Source organism: Caloramator sp. (assembly GCF_020054765.1).
In the GTDB taxonomy this organism is placed as follows: domain Bacteria; phylum Bacillota; class Clostridia; order Clostridiales; family Caloramatoraceae; genus Thermobrachium; species Thermobrachium proteoclasticum.
Genome location: NZ_JAIHAO010000013.1, coordinates 31,055 through 49,609, shown reverse-complemented (window position 1 = coordinate 49,609; position 18,555 = coordinate 31,055). Strand labels below are relative to the sequence as shown.

The window sequence follows — 18,555 nt, the reverse complement described above, 5'->3', positions numbered from 1 at the left end:
TAATTTTTAAATTTAGTTGTTTAATTCTAATAAAAGATTTGAAATTTCCTCTTTAGTACCGTTCTTAAGTCTATTTATGTAATTACTATCACTAAAAGTATCTAATAATTTTGATAGAAAAATAGCTTGATTTTGTTTTTCTTTTAAAACTATCATACATATAATTTTTACGTTTACACTTTCTTTTTCATCTTCCATTCTTCTAAATTTTATTTCATCTTTTAATACTGCAAATGCAAGTGTTGATTTATTTACATATTCTGCATCAGCATGTGGTATAGCAATTCCATAACCCTCAAAAGCTAAACCCGTTGGAAATGTTTCTTCTCTTTTCAACACTGCATTTTTAAAACTTTCTTTTACATATCCTTTCTTCTGTAATTCTTCGGATAAATAACATAATGCCTCTTTGTAATCTTTAAAACTTATGTCTATAAATATCAAGTCTTTATCAATTATTAGACCCATCAGTATCCCCCTTAGAGTTGTAAAATTTTAATAATTTCATCAACTGTTTTTTCTTTGCCAACATTTGTTATAAAGGAAAGACCCTTTACTACTGGCTTGTTTATATTTTGAGTAAAATTAGATGTTGTAACTATTAAGTCAAAATTATCCGCCATATCAGGTAGTTGTGTTATTGTTGCTTGAGCTATTGTTACTTTGTTTAATAGCCCTCTTTTTTCCAACTCCTCTTTTAATTTATTAATTGCTACTGTTGACGTAGCTACTCCTGCTCCACATACAACTAATATTTTTTTCATTTTTACCCCTCCATTGTAACTGCATATTTTTATAAAATTTTATATCATTCTTCACCAAATTTTGATTCAACAAGTTCTACCAAAGCATTTAGTGCCTCTTGTTCATCTTCTCCATTTACCTTTATTAGGATTTTTGTTCCTTTACTTATACCTAAACTTAAAACTCCCATTATAGATTTTGCTAAAGCCTCTTTTCCTTCCTTTTCAACCTTTATTTCTGATTTAAATTTTGCTGCCGTTTTTACAAAAATAGAAGCAGGTCTTGCATGCATACCCGTTGAATTTAATACAACTACTTCCTTTGACACCATCTTCATCGCCCCTAACTTATGACAAATTGATTTAATTTCTTAATAAATTTCTATATACAGGAATTAATTTTTCTTCTAACTCTTTTTTTTCTGTAATATTTTCTAATATTATTACTTCCTGTACACTTTTCTTTTCAATCTGATTGTATACATCTTTAGTAGTAATTAAAATATCTGCAACAAATTCATCAACATCTTTAAAATCTAAATTTTTAATAGATGCATCATAACCATATTTTTTCAAAATACTTTCTGCATTCATTTTAAGTATCAAACTTGACACAATTCCTGATGCACAAACCGTTATAATACTTATCACCTATTCACCCCCTTTACTAATATAAAATTTATTTAATGAATTTAATATTAAATTGATAACTTCATCTGGGTTAACACATTTTCTTATCATATAATTAAAATCATCTATTTGTAGTAAATTTACAATATCTTCAATAGCTTGTTTATATAATACAGAGTCATTCACTCCTAAAATTAAAATTACATCTATCTTATTATTACCTAACATCACTGGATTTTTTAAAATCCCAAGACTCATACAAGTCTTTAATACATCTCCCTCTGATTTAGTATGAGGCATTGCAAATCCTTGTCCTAAATAAAAATTTGATGGTACTAATTTGGACAGCTCTATTAATTTTTCTATATATCTTGGTTTAACAAAATTTTTATTTATTAAAGGCAATGCTACCTTAAATATTGCATCGCTGAAATCGATAGCATCCACATTACACATAATCAGATCATTATTCAAATAATCTAAAACACCATTTTTTTGTTTATGTGAAACTATATCTTCATTTTTATTAAAAAAGTTCTCTAAATCTTTTATTAGGTTATATCTGTTATTTATAATGCAGTTTTTTTCAATTATATTGATTATTTTGCTTATTTGATGTTCTATATCTTTAGAAATAGATGTCACATAGTTTAGACTGCCCTTTATCTTTATTATGTCGTTAGGATTTAATAAAGGGCTGACCTGAATTACAGGTCTATTAACTTTAAAATTAATAGGAATTGTGGAAACTATAAAATCAACGTTTTTAAGTTTTTCTTCGTTAAGTTCCATTACAGAACATTGTTCAACTATATCTATAAACCCAAACTCTTTATTAATTCTACTGGAAAGCATTTGAGCTGTCCCTATACCTGAACTACATACAACTATTACTTTTAAATTATCTATTTTCTTAGGTTTATTGTTTCTTTCTATTGAAGATGCAACATGCATTGTTATATAAGAAATCTCATCTTCATCAAATGAAATATTATAGTAGGTTTCAAATATATTAAGTTCTTGTTTACAAATCTGAAAAATTTCATAATAATTACTCTTTATTTCATCAACAAATGGATTTTTACTTTTAAGACCATATTTCATTCTCTCTATTGCCGGTTTTATATGTATAAATAATCCTCTTATTAATTCACTATCATCGCATAAATTAAGTCCTGTTCTATAACTAATTATTTTTATAAACTCATTTATTTTATTCTCTAATTCAACCTCATCATTTTTTAAAATGTTATTGTTTACAATAAAATTTTCTCTAAAACGTGCTCCTAAAACATGAATAGTTATGTATCCTATTTCTGAATCTGGTATTTCTATTGAATATATTTTTTCAAACTCTTTAAGTACAGTTTTTATTATTTTAAATTCATTTGTTTCCTTTAATTTTTTGAGCTGCTCTTCTGGCATTTCTATTTTTTCTCCAGCTTTTAATCTCTTAAGTGCAATTGTAAAATGTATTAAAAGCCCTGCAAAATCAGTATCAACAAATTTTATATCTAATCTTTTTTCAATTTGACATATTATATTTTCAATCTCTAATGGTTCTATCTCATTAAAAATTTCTTTGATTTGATAATCTACTAAAAATTGAAATTTACTTATTTTTTCTTTTTTATTCAGTAATAAAAAATCTAATAAAGTATTTTTATCAAAATTTACATATAGGTAATCTAATAATGCTCTTCTAAAATCTGCTTCTGAAGCTGATATTTTTATACCACTATTAGGTTTTCTTACAATACTAATCTTCTTTTCATTTAACCATTTTTCTATATCAGTTAGATCTTTAATTATAGTTGACTTACTAACCAGTAATTTGTCTGCTAATTCTCCTATAGTTATTGGCTCTTTTTGCCTAAACAAAATATTCAAAATCATCTTTTTCCTTTCATCAGAAGAAAGAAAAAAATTTTTTATATACAATTTCTCATCTATATACTTTTGTAAAATCAATTTTGCCCTATCTTTATTTTCTATCCATACACCCTTTCTAGACTTTCTAATTAATTTAATTTCATTCTGCAAAAGCCATTCTTCAATCAAATCTAAATCATACCTTGTTGTCCTTGGGCTAATATTAAAGTGTTCAGCAATATTATCTATTGTAACTGCATCTTCTTGATTCAAAAGATAACTAATTATTGCTTTACACCTATCTGTAATTGATACCATTTAACCCCTCCATTGTTTTTATATTGCCACATTAAATTTGTGGCAAAAGTAGTATATTGTTAAATATTCTTAATATTTACTGTAATTTTATTGTACATTTATAATTTCTTAAATTCAATACATTAAAAAATATAATTTTTTTCAATTTGATTGTGGCAATAAAATATTATTTTAAAATAAAAAAAGTCAATTAAAGTAATTTAAAGCTACTCTATCCCCTTATTTCATTTCTAAGATTTATTAATAATTAAAATGTAGTATTTATATTTAAAAAGGCTGATATTAGAGTTACTATGGAAAATTCCAAACGTAAAATAAATCGGATATGCCACTTTGTGACATTTGCTAATAATGAAGATGTGTTTGCAAATTTTATATACAGACACCTTGAAGAAACTAATGCTGAATCCACCTAAGCGTTACCATTTGGTAATTATTGAGAAGATAAAATAATTGAAATAGAATTAATATGGATTATTTAAATAAAAAAATCTTAAGGCAAATTATAAGTGATATGGTAGCCATATCACTTATTTTTTCTCACTATCTGCTTTACACAATAATTTAATTAATTCATCCAGTGAAATTCTATTATCTATATATGCCCAATATGTATTATATAATCTCTGCCCAAAATTAAACATTGCAATAGAAAATTCCTTTTCATTATATGAATTATAATCAACTTTTTCAAAATCATTGTTTAATAATTTTTCACTTTCTAAGAATTCATCAATCTCCAAAAATTGTTCTTGTATAATTTCACATCCTACTTCATATTCATCGCTTCCTGGAGGATATATATCCACATAGTTTTTAGCATAATTTTTAAGTTGACACATTATTAATTTTACATGTTCTATATCTTTAATTTCTTTTGCTCTAAAAATTTTAAAGCTATTATATGCTACATATTGTTTTAATAACTGTTCATTAATCTTACTAATTAATTCATCATTTTTTGCTTCTATTTTATTGTTATTATTTACATAAGCTGTATAATTAATATCAATTTTTCTACCTAAAGTTGCAATATCTTGTATTAAGTTTATATCCTCTGTTTTTATATAATTCTTCAAATTTTCTATATGCTTGTCTATGTCAGGAATATCATGGTAATAATATTTTAATATATCTAAAATATACATTGCGACTACTCTATCATGTATATTATTAACTGCAATAAAATTAGAAATCGTTAATCTTAATTCATCTATTATATCATTGGGCTTAAATCCATGTTTTCTTACAATCGCTTCTCTGTTTTCTTTGGCTGTCTTTATAAAATCATGGCTTGCTATATAATCATTTTCATATGTTCTGCCATTTTCTATATTTATTAATGCATTTAGTAAAATAGGTAATTGAGATAACTGTTTTTGCCCCATTTTTGCAAGAGTGATTTGAATTCTATCCATTAAATGCCACTTTGTTTCAACATCATCCTCAAGTTTTAGTAAATTATAATATAAATATAAACGTAGATTTAAAGGTAAAAAACTTATTTCTCTTGAAAAAGACCTTCTAAATCTGTTTTTATAATAAGGATGTAAAACTTCTTTTATGTAATCTAAAATGGTCTCTTTTTCAAGTCTTTTATCTTTTAGTAGAATTTCTTCTATTTTTGAATACAGCAAATTATATAGTTCATTTTTTCTTAAATCATATATATTGTTTTTAAAATTTTTAAGTGGATCTAAATTAATATAAGATAACATCTCAATTGATAATTTTTCAAGTTCGTAATCAATTAATGAAACATTTATGTTATTTAAATTGTTTAAATGTTTTTCTAAATTTGCATTTTGTTTGTTTGTTCGTACTTTTTGTATGACATATTTGTAGCTAATCATTCTTTATATTCCTCCCCAAAAATTTTATAAAATTATCAAAAATTATGTTTATATTATTATGTTTGATATGAAAAATATTGTTACTTTTACTCTTTATCTTTTTATATACATCATGTTGTGCCCTCTCTGAACAAAATATTATAAAATCTGAATTGATATCATCAATATTGGGAGATAATTGATTGGAAGAGTATAATTTTATTTCTTTTAGATAGTACTCTTCTTTTATTTTTTCTATTTTTCCAGTAATATTTTTATCATCTATTATTAAAGCTATTTTCTTATTTATTAATAAAAGTTTAGCCTTTAAATAATTATTTTCATCGTAAATCTTTTTATTTTCTTCTTCAAGTCTTTTCAATTTTAAAGTGATGTCATTTAACTTATTTAATAAAGTATCATTAGTTTTTTTCCTTTCAATAAGTTCATTTTTCAATCTTTCATTTTCATATTTTATTTTCTTAAGTTCTTCCTTTATATCTTCATCTTTTTTATCTTTATTTTCACTTTTATCTTCAATATAAATATAATTACTTCTACTTAAAAAATCAGCTAAATATCTATAATTGCCACTTAATATACACCCAAACCAAAGAAAATCCTTTGATTGTTCTCTAATGTATTTATTTATTTTTTCTTCATTAAATCCATCAGAAAAATATTCTTCAAATGTTAAGCCATAGTTATTTATCCAAGTCTCAACTATTTTCTTTATTAAGGCACCTTTATTAGCTATATCTTTCTCTATATAACTAATTAATCTGTTTAAATATTCTTCTTGTGTAAGCAAAATATCATAAGGTACTATATTGTTAACTTTATCTAACAATACACCATCTTCAATCATTTTTTTTAAAACAAAATATATAGGTGATTTATCCTCTATTAAATAAAGAATATCACCTATATATAAGTAAATTGAATTAAACATATCTCGCCTCCCTCCTTTTTATAAAATATTTTTAAGAATCATTGAACTTTATGTAACTATTTTAACATATTAACCTAAAATTCCATACTATAATTGTAATGGTTAAAAAACAATATTTAGATCAAAACAATAATATTATTACAAAAAGTAATATTAATAAGAAATTTGCTTCTTCATAAATCTATATTGATAAAAATTAAGACGGATAGCTTTGGACTACCGTCATTTAATAATTATTTTTCACTAAATAACTAAATTTTTTCAAACAAATATAAGTTAAATAACGATAATCATAATTAATAAGTAAATAATTTAGTATTATTATTTATCTACTTTGTATTTAATAGAAATCATAATAAGGTGATGTAAAATACTCGGCAAATATACATATGATACTATAAAAATAAATAATTTAAAAAACTATATTAAAATCTCTATCTTTTTCTTTTTTTAAAGTCTATCATTTCTTGAAAATTATCAATTTGCAGCCACATCAACTTAAATATAAAGGATATTATTAAAATTATAAAAATAATCTTTAAGTATATTAGTCCACTTGGTAAAAATTCTTCAATAACATCTTTCAAAGATGGATATCCTACAATAATCGTAAATAATGTTAACATAAGATTTGAAGCTTTCTGTGTTTTAGAATTTCTATATTCCCATAAAAATGAATAATTAGATATGGATTGATTAAGTATTTCTATCGCATTTTCAATTTGAGTTCCTAACTCCCATTCATTATAAATCTTTTTATACACTTCAATTTCCTTTCTATTTGTTAAAAACATATCTGGATTCTTAACTTTAGTTAATTCTTGGGAATAATACGCAATCTGAAATTGTTGAAATTTCGTTAGTTCATCTGCAAATATTAAATTTTTAGCAAAATTTAATATCCTCGATACACTTTGATATATTAAACAAGAATCAATGATAGCTCTTATATTAACATTATTTTCAATATCCAAATTATTAACAACTATTACATTTTGTTTCTCTATAATAAGTGGCAATTCCAATTTGTCATCTACACATAACAAAGTATTCCAATCTGTATCCTGTAAATTCATTTTGTATTGTTTATTTATAATATTTATGCATTCCGAATATAAATTATTGTATATCTTTTCATAATCATTATAGAAAAATGTATATGCATCCTTATATGTGTTAAATTCTCCATATTTTTGAATGCTAACACAATTATTAATAGAGTTTCTAAATATTTTTGTATCTTTATATTCATCAATTGTGAATTTGATTATATCTGGTATTGATGTAAGATCATTTCTAATGATAGAACTTTTTACGTTACAAATTTCCTCACCTATGTTAAAACCATTAATTAAGTATGCTGTTACACCCATAATGCAAATAACTCCCCCCAAGTTTTTCCCTTTAAATATTCTAAAAAATCTACAGGCTTATTAAACACCTTGTTTCTAATCATTTCTTCAAGACATAATGCCCCTAAATAATATGATTCAATGAAACCTGGATACTGTGAAAAATATAGCACTGAATTAATTGCCTGTTCTATTGTATATCCCCTTTTTATTTTATTTTCATAAATATAATTAATTTTATCTTTACAATTTTTATTTTCAATTAATGATATCCGTAAAAACTCTTTTCCTCTTTCTCTCAATGAATTTGAATATAAAGTATTAGTTACGTTCCATTCACAGTATGTTGCCCATCCTTCAATCAGGCTCATAGCTCCATGATCAAATCTTGGAATTATATTTGAATTAATCCTTACAAAATTATAAAATTGTCCATGTCCTGGATATATTTCATGATAAATTGTATATTCAAAATCATCTTTATTTAAAACATCCTTATTATCATATAAAACAAGCAAATCTTTCTCTTCACCAGTTAAATCTTTATCCCACCATTCAGCAAACCCATTCCCCTTTATAACATTAATATTATAATCTTTAATTATACATATACCAAATTTAGAAATAATCTCATCATTATTCTTAATATTATCTATTAATTGTTCTGCATAATTTTTCATATCATCTACCTTAATTATTTGTTTACTTTTTTCCGATATAACTGTACTCTCTAATAAAACTTTTTTTATTTCCTTATAATATTTACCAAATATTAAATATTGTATTTCACTTGTATTTACACAACTTTTCTGATCATCTATAATTTCTATTAACATATCATTTAGATACTTTTTAATTCCTTCGTCTTCTATAAAAGAAGTGTTTATTTTCTCCATATAATATCCTCTTAATATTTCAGGAACTCTTAAAGCTTTATCAATTTTCTTACTAGCTGTTTGTATTAATCTTTTGCTTTCTTCATTACTTTCTAATATTAAATTAAGAAAAACATCAAATGAATAAAATGAATTATAATAATCCATAATTGATTTATATATCTTTTGTTCTTCAATTTCCAAATCATTTATAAAAAACTTTACCCTTTCAAAAGTTGATTCAGATAGTAAAAGTTTATACTTCCAATCCCATATATTTAATACTTTCATAATTCCTCCAATAATTAAAAATAATTTAATAAAAACCCTAAATAGCCTTCAATAGCTAAATATATTGTTTAAGTTCTAAAGTATTAGAAGATTTAGACTAACCATTTCTCAATAAAATTTGATATTTCCATATTTGATTTTAAAATAAAGAATTTTAATTTATCTTTTTATAATGTATAGTATTCTACTTTTTATCACAAATTCCTTCTTTATATTTTATTTAATTCTATTATTTTACATACATCTCTTAAAATACCTTTTCTCTGCCTACAGAAACATATAGCAAATACATAAAAAATAGGAGTAAATTGCCCCTATCCTTTAATTTAATTATCCCCTCTCAACAAACACAACGCTTTCTACGTGTGGAGTTTGTGGGAACATATCTACTATCTTTAATGCCTTAACATCATATCCACTTTCCTTTAGCTGCTTTAAATTTTCAACTAATGTCTTTGGATTGCAGGAAACGTAGATTATCTCCTTTGGTTTAAAATTAATAACGTTCTTTAATGCCTCTGGTGTAACACCTGGCCTTGGAGGATCAAGAATTATAATATCAGGATTTTCGTCTATATTTTTAATTACTTCCTTTACATCCCCTGCAATAAAAGTACAGTTATCTAACCCATTATACTTTGCATTATTGTTTGCTGCTTCAACAGCCTCTTCTATAAGCTCAACACCAATAACCTTTTTAGCATTTTGGGCAGCAATTTGTCCTATTGTTCCAGTTCCACAGTAAAGGTCGAAAACAACTTTATCCTTAGAGCTACTCATAAATTCTCTAACAGTAGAATACAACCTTTCTGCACCTAAGGTATTAGTTTGGAAAAAGGAAAATGGAGAAATTTTAAATTTTAGTCCTAAAAGTTCCTCAACTATATAATCTCTGCCGTATAAAACTTCTACCTTATCTGGCTTTACTGCATCTGATAGGCTATCATTTACAGTATGAATTATACCTGTAAGAATTCCATCATATATATTATTTTTTAAAACTTCAACATACTCACTTAAATTAAAGTCAAGCTGTGATGTTGTAACAAGATTTACTAATATCTCTCCGGTCTTTTTTGCCTTCCTTACAACAAGATGTCTTAGGTAACCTTGGTGGCTAAGCACATTATAATGTGGGACTTCCTTAGATTTAAAATATTCAAGTGTAGATTTAACGATAGTTCTAAAATCCCTATCTACTAAAAGACAAGTTGTAGTTGATACTACTGCATTTCTTTTAACAGGAGTATGAAGCCCTAATGTAAGTTCTCCACCCTTTTCATAATCTCCAAAGGTAAACTCCATTTTGTTTCTGTATTCATAAGCATTTGGACTTTCAACTATTCCCCTATATTCAAAGCCTTCAATGCCTGCTTCTTTAAATAGCTTTAGTACCTGCTCCTCCTTTAGTTGAAGCTGTTTAGTATAATCTATAAATTGGTGAGTACATCCACCACATATACCAAAAACAGGACAAGGTGCTTCTATTTTATAATCTACTTCCTCAAGAACCTCTACTATTTTAGCCTCAACCTTCGTTTTCTTTTTTGTAATCCTTGCCAAAACCTTTTCACCTATCAGAGCACCCTTTATCAAAACCTTTGTATCCTCATAGTAGCCTACTCCATAGCCCGGAAACTCTGTTTCAACAATTTCTACTACTATTTCTTGGCCCTTTTTCATTTAATTCCTCCTTCTTTCGCGTTTTGCATATATACCATATACGTTTTATTATGCTTAAACCCTACAAAAAATAAGTTCTTGTATTACATACTCACTATATAATAGGAAATTTTATATATCCACTTATTACCTATCAATTATCTTATGAAGTTTGTGTATACCTTCTTTTCCCTTTCTGGTTTCTCTATATTATCCTTCCCATTTTGTATAAGTTTTAATAGGTATGCCATATTCTTGCCAAGTACCCTCATTATTTGTACACCTTCTTCATCCTGCAAAGCTTCCCCTGCTTTTGCACCGTGGATTACGTTCCAATAGTTAGTTGAAGGCATTAGCATTTCTGCATAGTTTATGTAATTGTTTAATTGGTTGAAGGTAGAAACTCCACCAGAACGCCTTACTGCAACAACAGAAGCCCCTACTTTATGCCTTAAGAAGTTTCCATTTGCAGAGGCAACATAAAAGGCTCTATCTAAAAATGCCTTCATTGTTCCTGCTATTGATGAAAAATATACAGGCGAACCTAATATTATTCCATCTGCCTCCTTCATCTTTTGAATCCATTCATTTACTTCGTCGTCTATTATGCATCTTTCATTCTTGTTTTTATAGCACATACCGCAGGCAATACATCCCCTTATCAATTTATCCCCAACGTGAACTATTTCTACATCTATTCCTTCCCTTTGTAATTCTTCTTTAACTATACTTATTGCTTGATATGTATTTCCTTCTTTTCTTGGACTCCCATTAAACGCAACAACCTTCATTTTAACAACCTCCAAATTTTTATTCTATATTATCCTCTATAAAAGGTCAAAGGGCAAGTTTTAAATTCAAACTTAGCCCTTTATTTTATGTTTTATTTTATTCTATAGGCTACTATATTACTATACATCATTTTAATACATTTTGGTAGTAGTTTTTTAATACTCCTTCATCTTTTAATTCACGAAGCTTCTTGGTTTATGTTTATAAAAAACCGATTTGTATTACTAAAATTTGGTTAATGTCACATTTCACCTGGGTGGCACTTATATGGAATTTACTTCCTTTATAAAGAATAAGCTTACAGTTAAACCTGCCAATACAATAGATGTAGCTAATAGTAGTAGGTTCATTGGTATAATATCAGCAAGTGCTCCTCCAAAAAGCATACCAAGAGGCATAGCCGCCATAGATAAGGTATTGAGCATTGCAGATACCCTTCCTAAGAGTTCATTTGGAATTTTTCTTTGTATGAATACACCAAAGGGTATGTTCATTATTGAGCTAAACACACCAAGCATTAGGGCTGTTATAACAAATATTGTAACCAATACTTTAGCTACTATATATCCCTTTATAAAACTATTAACAACTAAATAGGCTACAAAGATTAATAAACAATAAACAATCATACCAATTTTTAAATAGCCATTTATCTTGTCCCTTTGAGGTATACTTGAAATTATTGCAGCACCTAAAAGAAAACCTACTGATTCTGCAGCACCAACATAGGAATATTCTAATGCTGATGTTTTAGCTATCTGATTAAAAATATATGGTAGATAAACAGCAAATACTGGCACTAATATAAAATTAATAAGTGTTGCCGCCATCATAACAATAAAAACAGGTCTTTGATTTTTGATATACTTAAATGTATCAAGTAGCTCTCTTATAAAATGCTTTTCTTCCCCTCTATCTATATTAATTTTATTCTTGTATTCTATAAACATTTCCGATATTCCACTTAATATATAGGATACTGCATTAAATATGAATATAAATTTTATACCCAATAATGCATATAATGCACCGCCTGCAACTAACCCAAATATATTAGATAGACTATTTACGGAGCTTGTTAATGAATTTGCCTTTGTTAGATGTTCATCCTCAACTATACTTGGAACAAGTGAATTTGAAGCTGGTACAAATATTGCACCACATATACTTAATATAAAGGATGATAAATATAGAAGTAAAATGGATTCTATTTTAAAAAAACATTAAAATACCAATAATAGCAACAGATATACCCCTTATTATATCCATCCAAACCATAAGATTTTTTCTGTTGTATCTATCTGCAATAACTCCGCCAAAGGGACTCATTACAACGTATATAATTGTACCAAAGGCCATATAGAAGGACATTTGTACAGCAGATTTTGTTATAGTAAGTATATACCAACCAATTGCCATATTATATATTACATCACCAAGCTGCGAAACCAACTTTCCTAAGAAAAGAAGCATAAAGCTTTTATTTAAAAATATACTACCTAATTTTTTCTCACCATTTAGTTCTATTTCTCTATTCATACATATCCCCCCATTATAATATTGTACTATCACCAAGAAGTATTTCTTCCGTTAGTCTTAAAAGCTCCCTTACTTTATCCTTCTTTAGAGTAAAATATACTTTATTGTCTATTTTATTAAATCCAATTATATCTGCATCAAATAGAAAATTCATATGGTGGTTAACAGTTGCAGGTGTAAGTTCTAATATTGATGCAATTTCATATCCATAGTGGGGCTTTTTTGCCAAAAGCTTTATTATTTTTACCCTTCTTGGATCTGATAGGGCCTTTAAGAAATTGTCCACCTGCTCATTTTGCCTCTTTTTTTCAACAATTTTATCTGTGTTTATTCCAAGCACTACCCATCCTGCTTTTTGTTTGTAATCGTGCATATTTATAATCCAGAAATAAAGCTCTTTAAAAAGGCTTATATGAAAATTTATTTTATACTGCCAATCTTCATATTCTGTTTTAAAGAAATCTAAGAGATATTTTTCCATAAAGTCCTTTGGATTATCTAAAAATATCTTTTTATACTTATCAATTCCCCCTAAACAAATCTCTTCTACCTTCTTTTCATATTTAATATATATCTTTTCATAAAAGCTTCTAAATAAAAAGCTAATTCTCTTTTTTGTTTCATCTGGATTTTTAAAAAGTTCTACTACTGATTCCTTTATTTCGTCATCCTCAACCTTTACACCCTCAATATATTCCTGCATTTTTTTTATATCATTTTTAACCTCATCCCATCCTTCGTGGTTTGTTGATTCGTGAGCATTAATATACATTCCTCCTAAATAATTTAAAAAAAGTGTTTCATCGGATTTGTCTATTACATCAAGTAGTGATTTTACATTCTCTACATCTTCAAAATCTGCAGAGTAGGCAGCAAGTATTCCTCCTATCATACATATTTTGTTGAAATATTCAATTTCTGACCTCATATATCTTGACATTGCATTATACATTTCATCATATAATTTTAAATTTTCCTCAGGTACGTTATAGTTTAAATCCTCAGCCAAATTTTTTAGCTCATTTAGTTTAGATATAGTCGTAAAGGCCATTGTAAATTCAAGACAAGGATTAAATATAAATTTAGTATTTTTTATTATATTTTCATCTAACTTTTTCATAAAGTCACCTCTATAATTATATTAGATAATTATCTAATATAATTATATTCAATATATTTCTAAATGTAAACCATATGATTTAAATTTAATAATTTCAAGCAATCAAAAAGGTAGGTATTATATTAAATACCTACCTGGATTAATCTACAATATGTTATAAGTGATATATATGCCATTAATATATTATTTTTGAAGGTATAAGGAATGTCCACGGCATTGTGATTATTGCTAATGTTAATGATATCTTATGCCTTAGGGCCCTGTCCTCAATTTTATTAAACACAAATCTGTAATTGAAAAAGTATATAAAAAATCCAGCAACTGCTATGCTTATTAATACTACAATTACAGCAAGTACACTTTCAAATGGGTTAAAATTTACACTTCCAACAAATCTCCAATTTAAATTGAATATTCCATCAAACATATTAACTAAAAAAATCACAAAAGCTCCTATAAAATCTGATAGAAATCCAAATCCCCAAACTTTAAGTATATGCTTTTTATAAAATTCCTTTAAATTAAAACCTGTTTCTGCAACCTTAAAGGCATAAAAGCATCCAATAACAACAAGTGAATCGATTACAAAGTTGCCCACCAGTGATATAATTATAAGCGGTGGTAAAAACATAAGCATCCACAGTGGTAAAATAATGTTGTAAAGTTTTACATTTTTCAAACTAACACTCCAATCCCAAATAAATTATTTTGATAATTATAGCATAATTTTCTATTATTTTCTATGTTTTTGAATAATTTTTAATGAATATTTTTCTATTTAGATTTTTATAGTATCAATTTATATATTTATAAAACATTAAAGAGAGATTAAATTAAAAAGGGGCAGGTTAATTATCCTAACCCGTCCCTTTAATTCTTTACTTAGCCATCTTATGTTTTTCTGATTTTATTGCATTTGCGACAAAGAATGCAAGTCCACCAAACAATAGGCTACATCAAAATACTGTCTTTTTACTCAACTGGCTTTAATCTTGCTGTGAAGTGTCTTAGCACCTTTGGTTCATATACAAATTCTAATCCCTTTAAGTATGGAGCCTTATCTTTAATTGAGATAAATGCATCTGCTACAACATCCATATGGTCGTTTGTATAAACTCTTCTTGGAATTGTAAGTCTTACAAGCTCAAGTGGTGACTCAAGCTGCTCTCCAGTTTCAGGGTCACGTCCTAATAAAAATGAACCAATTTCCACAGCTCTAATACCTGATTCTAAGTATAGTTCATTAACTAAAACTTGTGCAGGGAATTGATAATATGGAATATGAGGAAGAAGCTTTTTAGCATCAACAAACACCGCGTGTCCACCAGTTGGATATTGAATTGGTATTCCACCCTCTCTTAATCTATCCCCAAGGTATTCAACCTGTGATATTCTGTAGTCAAGGTAATCAAAGTCTACTCCTTCTCTTAATCCCCTTGCAAGGGCCTCCATATCTCTTCCTGCAAGTCCTCCGTATGTTATGAATCCTTCCATTGGAACTGTTCTTGCCCTACATTCGTTGAAAAGTTCAACATCTTCCTTTATTCCAAGCACTCCACCGATGTTTACTATTGCGTCCTTCTTTGCACTCATTGTAAATCCTTCTGTATAGGAAAACATTTCGTGAACTATTTCAACAATCGATTTATCTTGGTATCCCTTTTCTCTTTTCTTTATGAAATACGCATTTTCTGCAAATCTTGCAGCATCCATAAATACTCTTATTCCATATCTATCTGCAATCTCTCTAACCCCTCTTATATTTTCCATTGATACAGGTTGTCCACCTGAACTGTTACAAGTTACTGTAATAAGTATGAAGGCTATTTCTTCTCTTCCGTGTTCCTTTATGAAGTCCTCTAACTTATCTAAATCAAAGTTTCCCTTCCAATCATAGTATTCATCTGTTTTAAAGGCCTTGTCTGTTACAAAGTTTACTGCCCTACCGCCACTTAATTCTATGTGGGCCTTTGTTGTATCAAAGTGCATATTTCCAAGAACGTATTGTCCCTTTTTCTTTATAAGTGATGGGAATAAAACCTGTTCTGCCCCTCTTCCTTGGTGTGTTGGTATTACATATGGATATCCTATGATGTCCTTTACTGCATCAACAAGATTGTAGTAGTTTTTACTTCCTGCATAGGCCTCATCACCAAGCATTATACCTGCCCATTGATAGTCGCTCATTGCACCTGTACCACTATCTGTTAAAAGGTCAATGTAAACATCCTCTGACCTTAATAGGAATGGGTTATACCCTGCCTCCTTTAATGCCCTTTCTCTGTGTTCTCTTGTGGTGGTCTTTAGTGGTTCTACCATTTTAATTTTAAATGGTTCTGGTTTTCTCTTTACTGCCATTTTATCACCCCATAAAAATTTTTTATTTTTATATTAAGCTTTAGCTAAGAGACATTAAAAGTTACAACTGCATAAATCTCTGTTTTGTACATTATTTAATTAGTACAATATAAACTTTTAAAAATGTTATAATACGATATGCAAATTATTTAAAATGGATATAATTAACCTTAATCCTTCTTTATATATCTGTAAATTGTAGGCTCTGATATTTTTAGCTTTTTTGCAACCTCAGTAACTGCTCCTTTTAGCAGGAATACACCTTTGTTATTTAACTTCTGAACTATTTCTATTTTTTCATCAGTTGACATTCTCTCTGGGGAAATGTTTATCTCATCTATTGTTTTTTGAATTATAGACATTACATAATCCTCAATTGGTGTACTAAAGTCCTCCGAGATTGGCCCTTTTTCTTCAGCAAGGTTTCTCTCTGGACCTCCAGTTAATTCTGACAAAAACTTGTTTAAAAAGTTTGCAGAATTTATAAGGCCGTCAAGGTTAAAACTCAATGTAAGAAGACCTATTAATCTACCCTCTTTATTTTTAATAAACAATACCGATGTTCTTGAGATTTTACCATCCTTTGTTTTTGATGGAAACCTTGTTATAAAGTCCTTATATTTATACTGCTCTTCTTCTATTAATTTATTTAGTGTTTTAGTTAGAGGATCTCCAACCCTACGACCAGTTAATGAACTGTTACTTATTGCACATATTTCATTTTTATTTTCGGTTAAGTCATACAGTGCAACTTCACAGTTTGAACCATAAACCTCTCCTAAAAAATCAACAATAGGAATAAAGGTATTTAGTATATCTCTATCCTCCATAGCTGTCCCTTCTTTAAAATAATTTTTTATTATGATAATAATTTTTTATCTCTTGATATTATTATATACACAATTTTATTAATTTTCAATATATTTTAAATATTTTTTCTGTTAAATTTTGCTGTTCATAAAGTATATCATTTTTTTATAATGCTCTCTCTAAAGGAATTAAAAGGAATATCTCTATAGATATGGAATATATAGTCTTTAGACGTAAAAAAGTACTTAATAAGTCACAGGATTTAAGACAAGTGGTTCTTAAAAATTATGGCATAAGGAAGATAAGACTTTTCAACCAAAGAAGAGCTTAAATTTACTTAGACAATGGAACGACTGAGAATTACTTCATTTAGCTAATCACAAATAAACTTTTCAGCAATACTAATAAAATTTCATTAAAAAAACTGTGAAGGAATTACATTTTTATATCCTTCACAGTTTGTATGCTGTACCTGCTTATTTGATTTATGCCTATTATTAATTATAAACAAAATTTATTATTCATTTATCTTTCTTATTATTCCTATTGGAGTTGATTGATGTCCTTGTCCTAATGGATTATCCTTTAGTATTTTAACAATTTTATTCTTATCAATATCCTTATGGGATACTCCAAGCACATTTCCACCTAAATCATTTATATCAACAATACAAACCTTAGCACCAATTCTTTCAGAAATTTTCTTTGCTGCTTCATCTGGGTCCTTTGGACCTAATACAACATATTGATTGAATGGTGGTATTGTTCCTGATGTTGGGCCATCTATTGAAGCTGCCTTTGGGCCAGCAATTTTGTAGAAAACTCCCTTTATTTTAAATAGCTTTGTAAATATTGCTGCACAGAAGGCTGCAAATAATATTCTTATTACTCCACATTCCTTTATTGCAAAGTGCATTGTTTCTGGTATTCCAAGACCTATACCGTGTGGTGATTTATAAACGAATTTAGATAAAAACTTTGCAAGTCTTGATGGTTTAATTTCAGACATTTTATATGCTCTTCCTTGAGATATTGCTACACTCTTTTCTGATATGAACACTATATCTCCCTCTTGAAGAACATCCTTTGTATATTCATACACGATATCCTCAATTGGGTCGCCAACCATTATTAGCCTTGTCTTTATTGGTATTCTTGCATATTTTTCCTCTTCAACCTGTCTTATCAATTCCTTATTTTCATTTGCTGCAAAATCCATCCTTTCTCCTCCGCTTCCTATCTTTTTTATTCAAAATTATACCCATATTACATAAAAATATTACCTTTTTGTAAATGAATGGTATATTTTTCTTGTAGTAATTTTAAATAGGTAAAATGTCTCCAAATTTAAGAAGTTGTGACCTAATGGTTAATTCTAAAATTAATATAAACTCCCACGCCCAAAGGGC

Annotated in this window: 18 protein-coding genes; all 18 read right to left on the bottom strand. The window is 27.5% G+C overall.

What is annotated here, in order from left to right; translation table 11 throughout:
• Positions 1-12: 12 nt before the first annotated feature.
• The gene (locus JG776_RS06555) at positions 13-468 is read right to left on the bottom strand and encodes a PTS sugar transporter subunit IIA (protein ID WP_291965837.1); all 456 of its coding nucleotides are present in this window, start codon (positions 466-468) and stop codon (positions 13-15) included.
• A gap of 11 nt (positions 469-479) precedes the next feature.
• Positions 480-764: a PTS sugar transporter subunit IIB gene (locus JG776_RS06550; protein ID WP_291965835.1), complete on the bottom strand. Its 285-nt coding sequence runs from the start codon at positions 762-764 to the stop codon at positions 480-482.
• A 44-nt stretch (positions 765-808) separates the two neighbouring features.
• Complete coding sequence (locus tag JG776_RS06545) at positions 809-1,075, bottom strand: HPr family phosphocarrier protein (RefSeq protein ID WP_291965833.1); 267 nt, start codon at positions 1,073-1,075, stop codon at positions 809-811.
• Between the two features lie 31 nt (positions 1,076-1,106).
• Complete coding sequence (locus tag JG776_RS06540) at positions 1,107-1,394, bottom strand: PTS sugar transporter subunit IIB (RefSeq protein ID WP_291965831.1); 288 nt, start codon at positions 1,392-1,394, stop codon at positions 1,107-1,109.
• Positions 1,395-3,563: a BglG family transcription antiterminator gene (locus tag JG776_RS06535; protein WP_291965829.1), complete on the bottom strand. Its 2,169-nt coding sequence runs from the start codon at positions 3,561-3,563 to the stop codon at positions 1,395-1,397. It abuts the gene before it with no gap.
• 530 nt (positions 3,564-4,093) lie between these two features.
• Positions 4,094-5,416, bottom strand: a complete 1,323-nt coding sequence (locus tag JG776_RS06530; protein ID WP_291965828.1) for a hypothetical protein — start codon at positions 5,414-5,416, stop codon at positions 4,094-4,096.
• Complete coding sequence (locus tag JG776_RS06525) at positions 5,409-6,347, bottom strand: hypothetical protein (protein ID WP_291965825.1); 939 nt, start codon at positions 6,345-6,347, stop codon at positions 5,409-5,411. The genes JG776_RS06530 and JG776_RS06525 overlap by 8 nt, the downstream gene beginning before the upstream one ends.
• Before the next feature lie 434 nt (positions 6,348-6,781).
• Positions 6,782-7,720 (bottom strand): hypothetical protein, encoded by a 939-nt coding sequence (locus tag JG776_RS06520; RefSeq protein WP_291965824.1) that lies wholly within the window; start codon positions 7,718-7,720, stop codon positions 6,782-6,784.
• Positions 7,711-8,865, bottom strand: coding sequence for a hypothetical protein (locus JG776_RS06515; RefSeq protein ID WP_291965822.1), 1,155 nt, complete (start codon positions 8,863-8,865; stop codon positions 7,711-7,713). The genes JG776_RS06520 and JG776_RS06515 overlap by 10 nt, the downstream gene beginning before the upstream one ends.
• A gap of 330 nt (positions 8,866-9,195) precedes the next feature.
• Positions 9,196-10,548 (bottom strand): 23S rRNA (uracil(1939)-C(5))-methyltransferase RlmD, encoded by a 1,353-nt coding sequence (gene rlmD, locus JG776_RS06510; RefSeq protein ID WP_291965820.1) that lies wholly within the window; start codon positions 10,546-10,548, stop codon positions 9,196-9,198.
• Between the two features lie 137 nt (positions 10,549-10,685).
• Positions 10,686-11,318: a flavodoxin family protein gene (locus JG776_RS06505; protein WP_291965818.1), complete on the bottom strand. Its 633-nt coding sequence runs from the start codon at positions 11,316-11,318 to the stop codon at positions 10,686-10,688.
• 264 nt (positions 11,319-11,582) lie between these two features.
• Complete coding sequence (locus JG776_RS06500) at positions 11,583-12,473, bottom strand: MFS transporter (RefSeq protein WP_291965874.1); 891 nt, start codon at positions 12,471-12,473, stop codon at positions 11,583-11,585.
• Between the two features lie 58 nt (positions 12,474-12,531).
• Entirely contained in the window at positions 12,532-12,858 is a 327-nt protein-coding gene (locus JG776_RS06495) for an MFS transporter (RefSeq protein WP_291965815.1), read from the bottom strand.
• 13 nt (positions 12,859-12,871) lie between these two features.
• A complete protein-coding gene (locus JG776_RS06490) occupies positions 12,872-13,978 on the bottom strand; it encodes a metalloregulator ArsR/SmtB family transcription factor (RefSeq protein WP_291965813.1) in 1,107 nt (368 codons plus the stop codon).
• 175 nt (positions 13,979-14,153) lie between these two features.
• A complete protein-coding gene (locus JG776_RS06485; protein WP_291965811.1) occupies positions 14,154-14,657 on the bottom strand; it encodes a hypothetical protein in 504 nt (167 codons plus the stop codon).
• A 293-nt stretch (positions 14,658-14,950) separates the two neighbouring features.
• Positions 14,951-16,336 (bottom strand): tryptophanase, encoded by a 1,386-nt coding sequence (locus tag JG776_RS06480; protein WP_291965810.1) that lies wholly within the window; start codon positions 16,334-16,336, stop codon positions 14,951-14,953.
• Positions 16,337-16,506: 170 nt separating this feature from the next.
• On the bottom strand, positions 16,507-17,166 hold the full coding sequence (locus tag JG776_RS06475; protein WP_291965808.1) for a PAS domain-containing protein: 660 nt from the start codon (positions 17,164-17,166) through the stop codon (positions 16,507-16,509).
• A 497-nt stretch (positions 17,167-17,663) separates the two neighbouring features.
• Positions 17,664-18,365, bottom strand: coding sequence for a coenzyme F420-0:L-glutamate ligase (locus JG776_RS06470; RefSeq protein WP_291965805.1), 702 nt, complete (start codon positions 18,363-18,365; stop codon positions 17,664-17,666).
• Positions 18,366-18,555 lie beyond the last annotated feature (190 nt).

Excerpts from the sequence above, each read along its gene's own strand:
- JG776_RS06545 (WP_291965833.1), bottom strand. The coding sequence starts at position 1,075 with ATGGTGTCAAAGGAAGTAGTTGTATTAAATTCAACGGGTATGCATGCA.
- JG776_RS06515 (WP_291965822.1), bottom strand. The coding sequence starts at position 8,865 with ATGAAAGTATTAAATATATGGGATTGGAAGTATAAACTTTTACTATCT.
- rlmD (WP_291965820.1), bottom strand. The coding sequence starts at position 10,548 with ATGAAAAAGGGCCAAGAAATAGTAGTAGAAATTGTTGAAACAGAGTTT.
- JG776_RS06530 (WP_291965828.1), bottom strand. The coding sequence starts at position 5,416 with ATGATTAGCTACAAATATGTCATACAAAAAGTACGAACAAACAAACAA.
- JG776_RS06505 (WP_291965818.1), bottom strand. The coding sequence starts at position 11,318 with ATGAAGGTTGTTGCGTTTAATGGGAGTCCAAGAAAAGAAGGAAATACA.
- JG776_RS06520 (WP_291965824.1), bottom strand. The coding sequence starts at position 7,720 with ATGGGTGTAACAGCATACTTAATTAATGGTTTTAACATAGGTGAGGAA.
- JG776_RS06495 (WP_291965815.1), bottom strand. The coding sequence starts at position 12,858 with ATGAATAGAGAAATAGAACTAAATGGTGAGAAAAAATTAGGTAGTATA.
- JG776_RS06550 (WP_291965835.1), bottom strand. The coding sequence starts at position 764 with ATGAAAAAAATATTAGTTGTATGTGGAGCAGGAGTAGCTACGTCAACA.
- JG776_RS06490 (WP_291965813.1), bottom strand. The coding sequence starts at position 13,978 with ATGAAAAAGTTAGATGAAAATATAATAAAAAATACTAAATTTATATTT.
- JG776_RS06475 (WP_291965808.1), bottom strand. The coding sequence starts at position 17,166 with ATGGAGGATAGAGATATACTAAATACCTTTATTCCTATTGTTGATTTT.
- JG776_RS06525 (WP_291965825.1), bottom strand. The coding sequence starts at position 6,347 with ATGTTTAATTCAATTTACTTATATATAGGTGATATTCTTTATTTAATA.
- JG776_RS06470 (WP_291965805.1), bottom strand. The coding sequence starts at position 18,365 with ATGGATTTTGCAGCAAATGAAAATAAGGAATTGATAAGACAGGTTGAA.
- JG776_RS06480 (WP_291965810.1), bottom strand. The coding sequence starts at position 16,336 with ATGGCAGTAAAGAGAAAACCAGAACCATTTAAAATTAAAATGGTAGAA.
- JG776_RS06555 (WP_291965837.1), bottom strand. The coding sequence starts at position 468 with ATGGGTCTAATAATTGATAAAGACTTGATATTTATAGACATAAGTTTT.
- JG776_RS06535 (WP_291965829.1), bottom strand. The coding sequence starts at position 3,563 with ATGGTATCAATTACAGATAGGTGTAAAGCAATAATTAGTTATCTTTTG.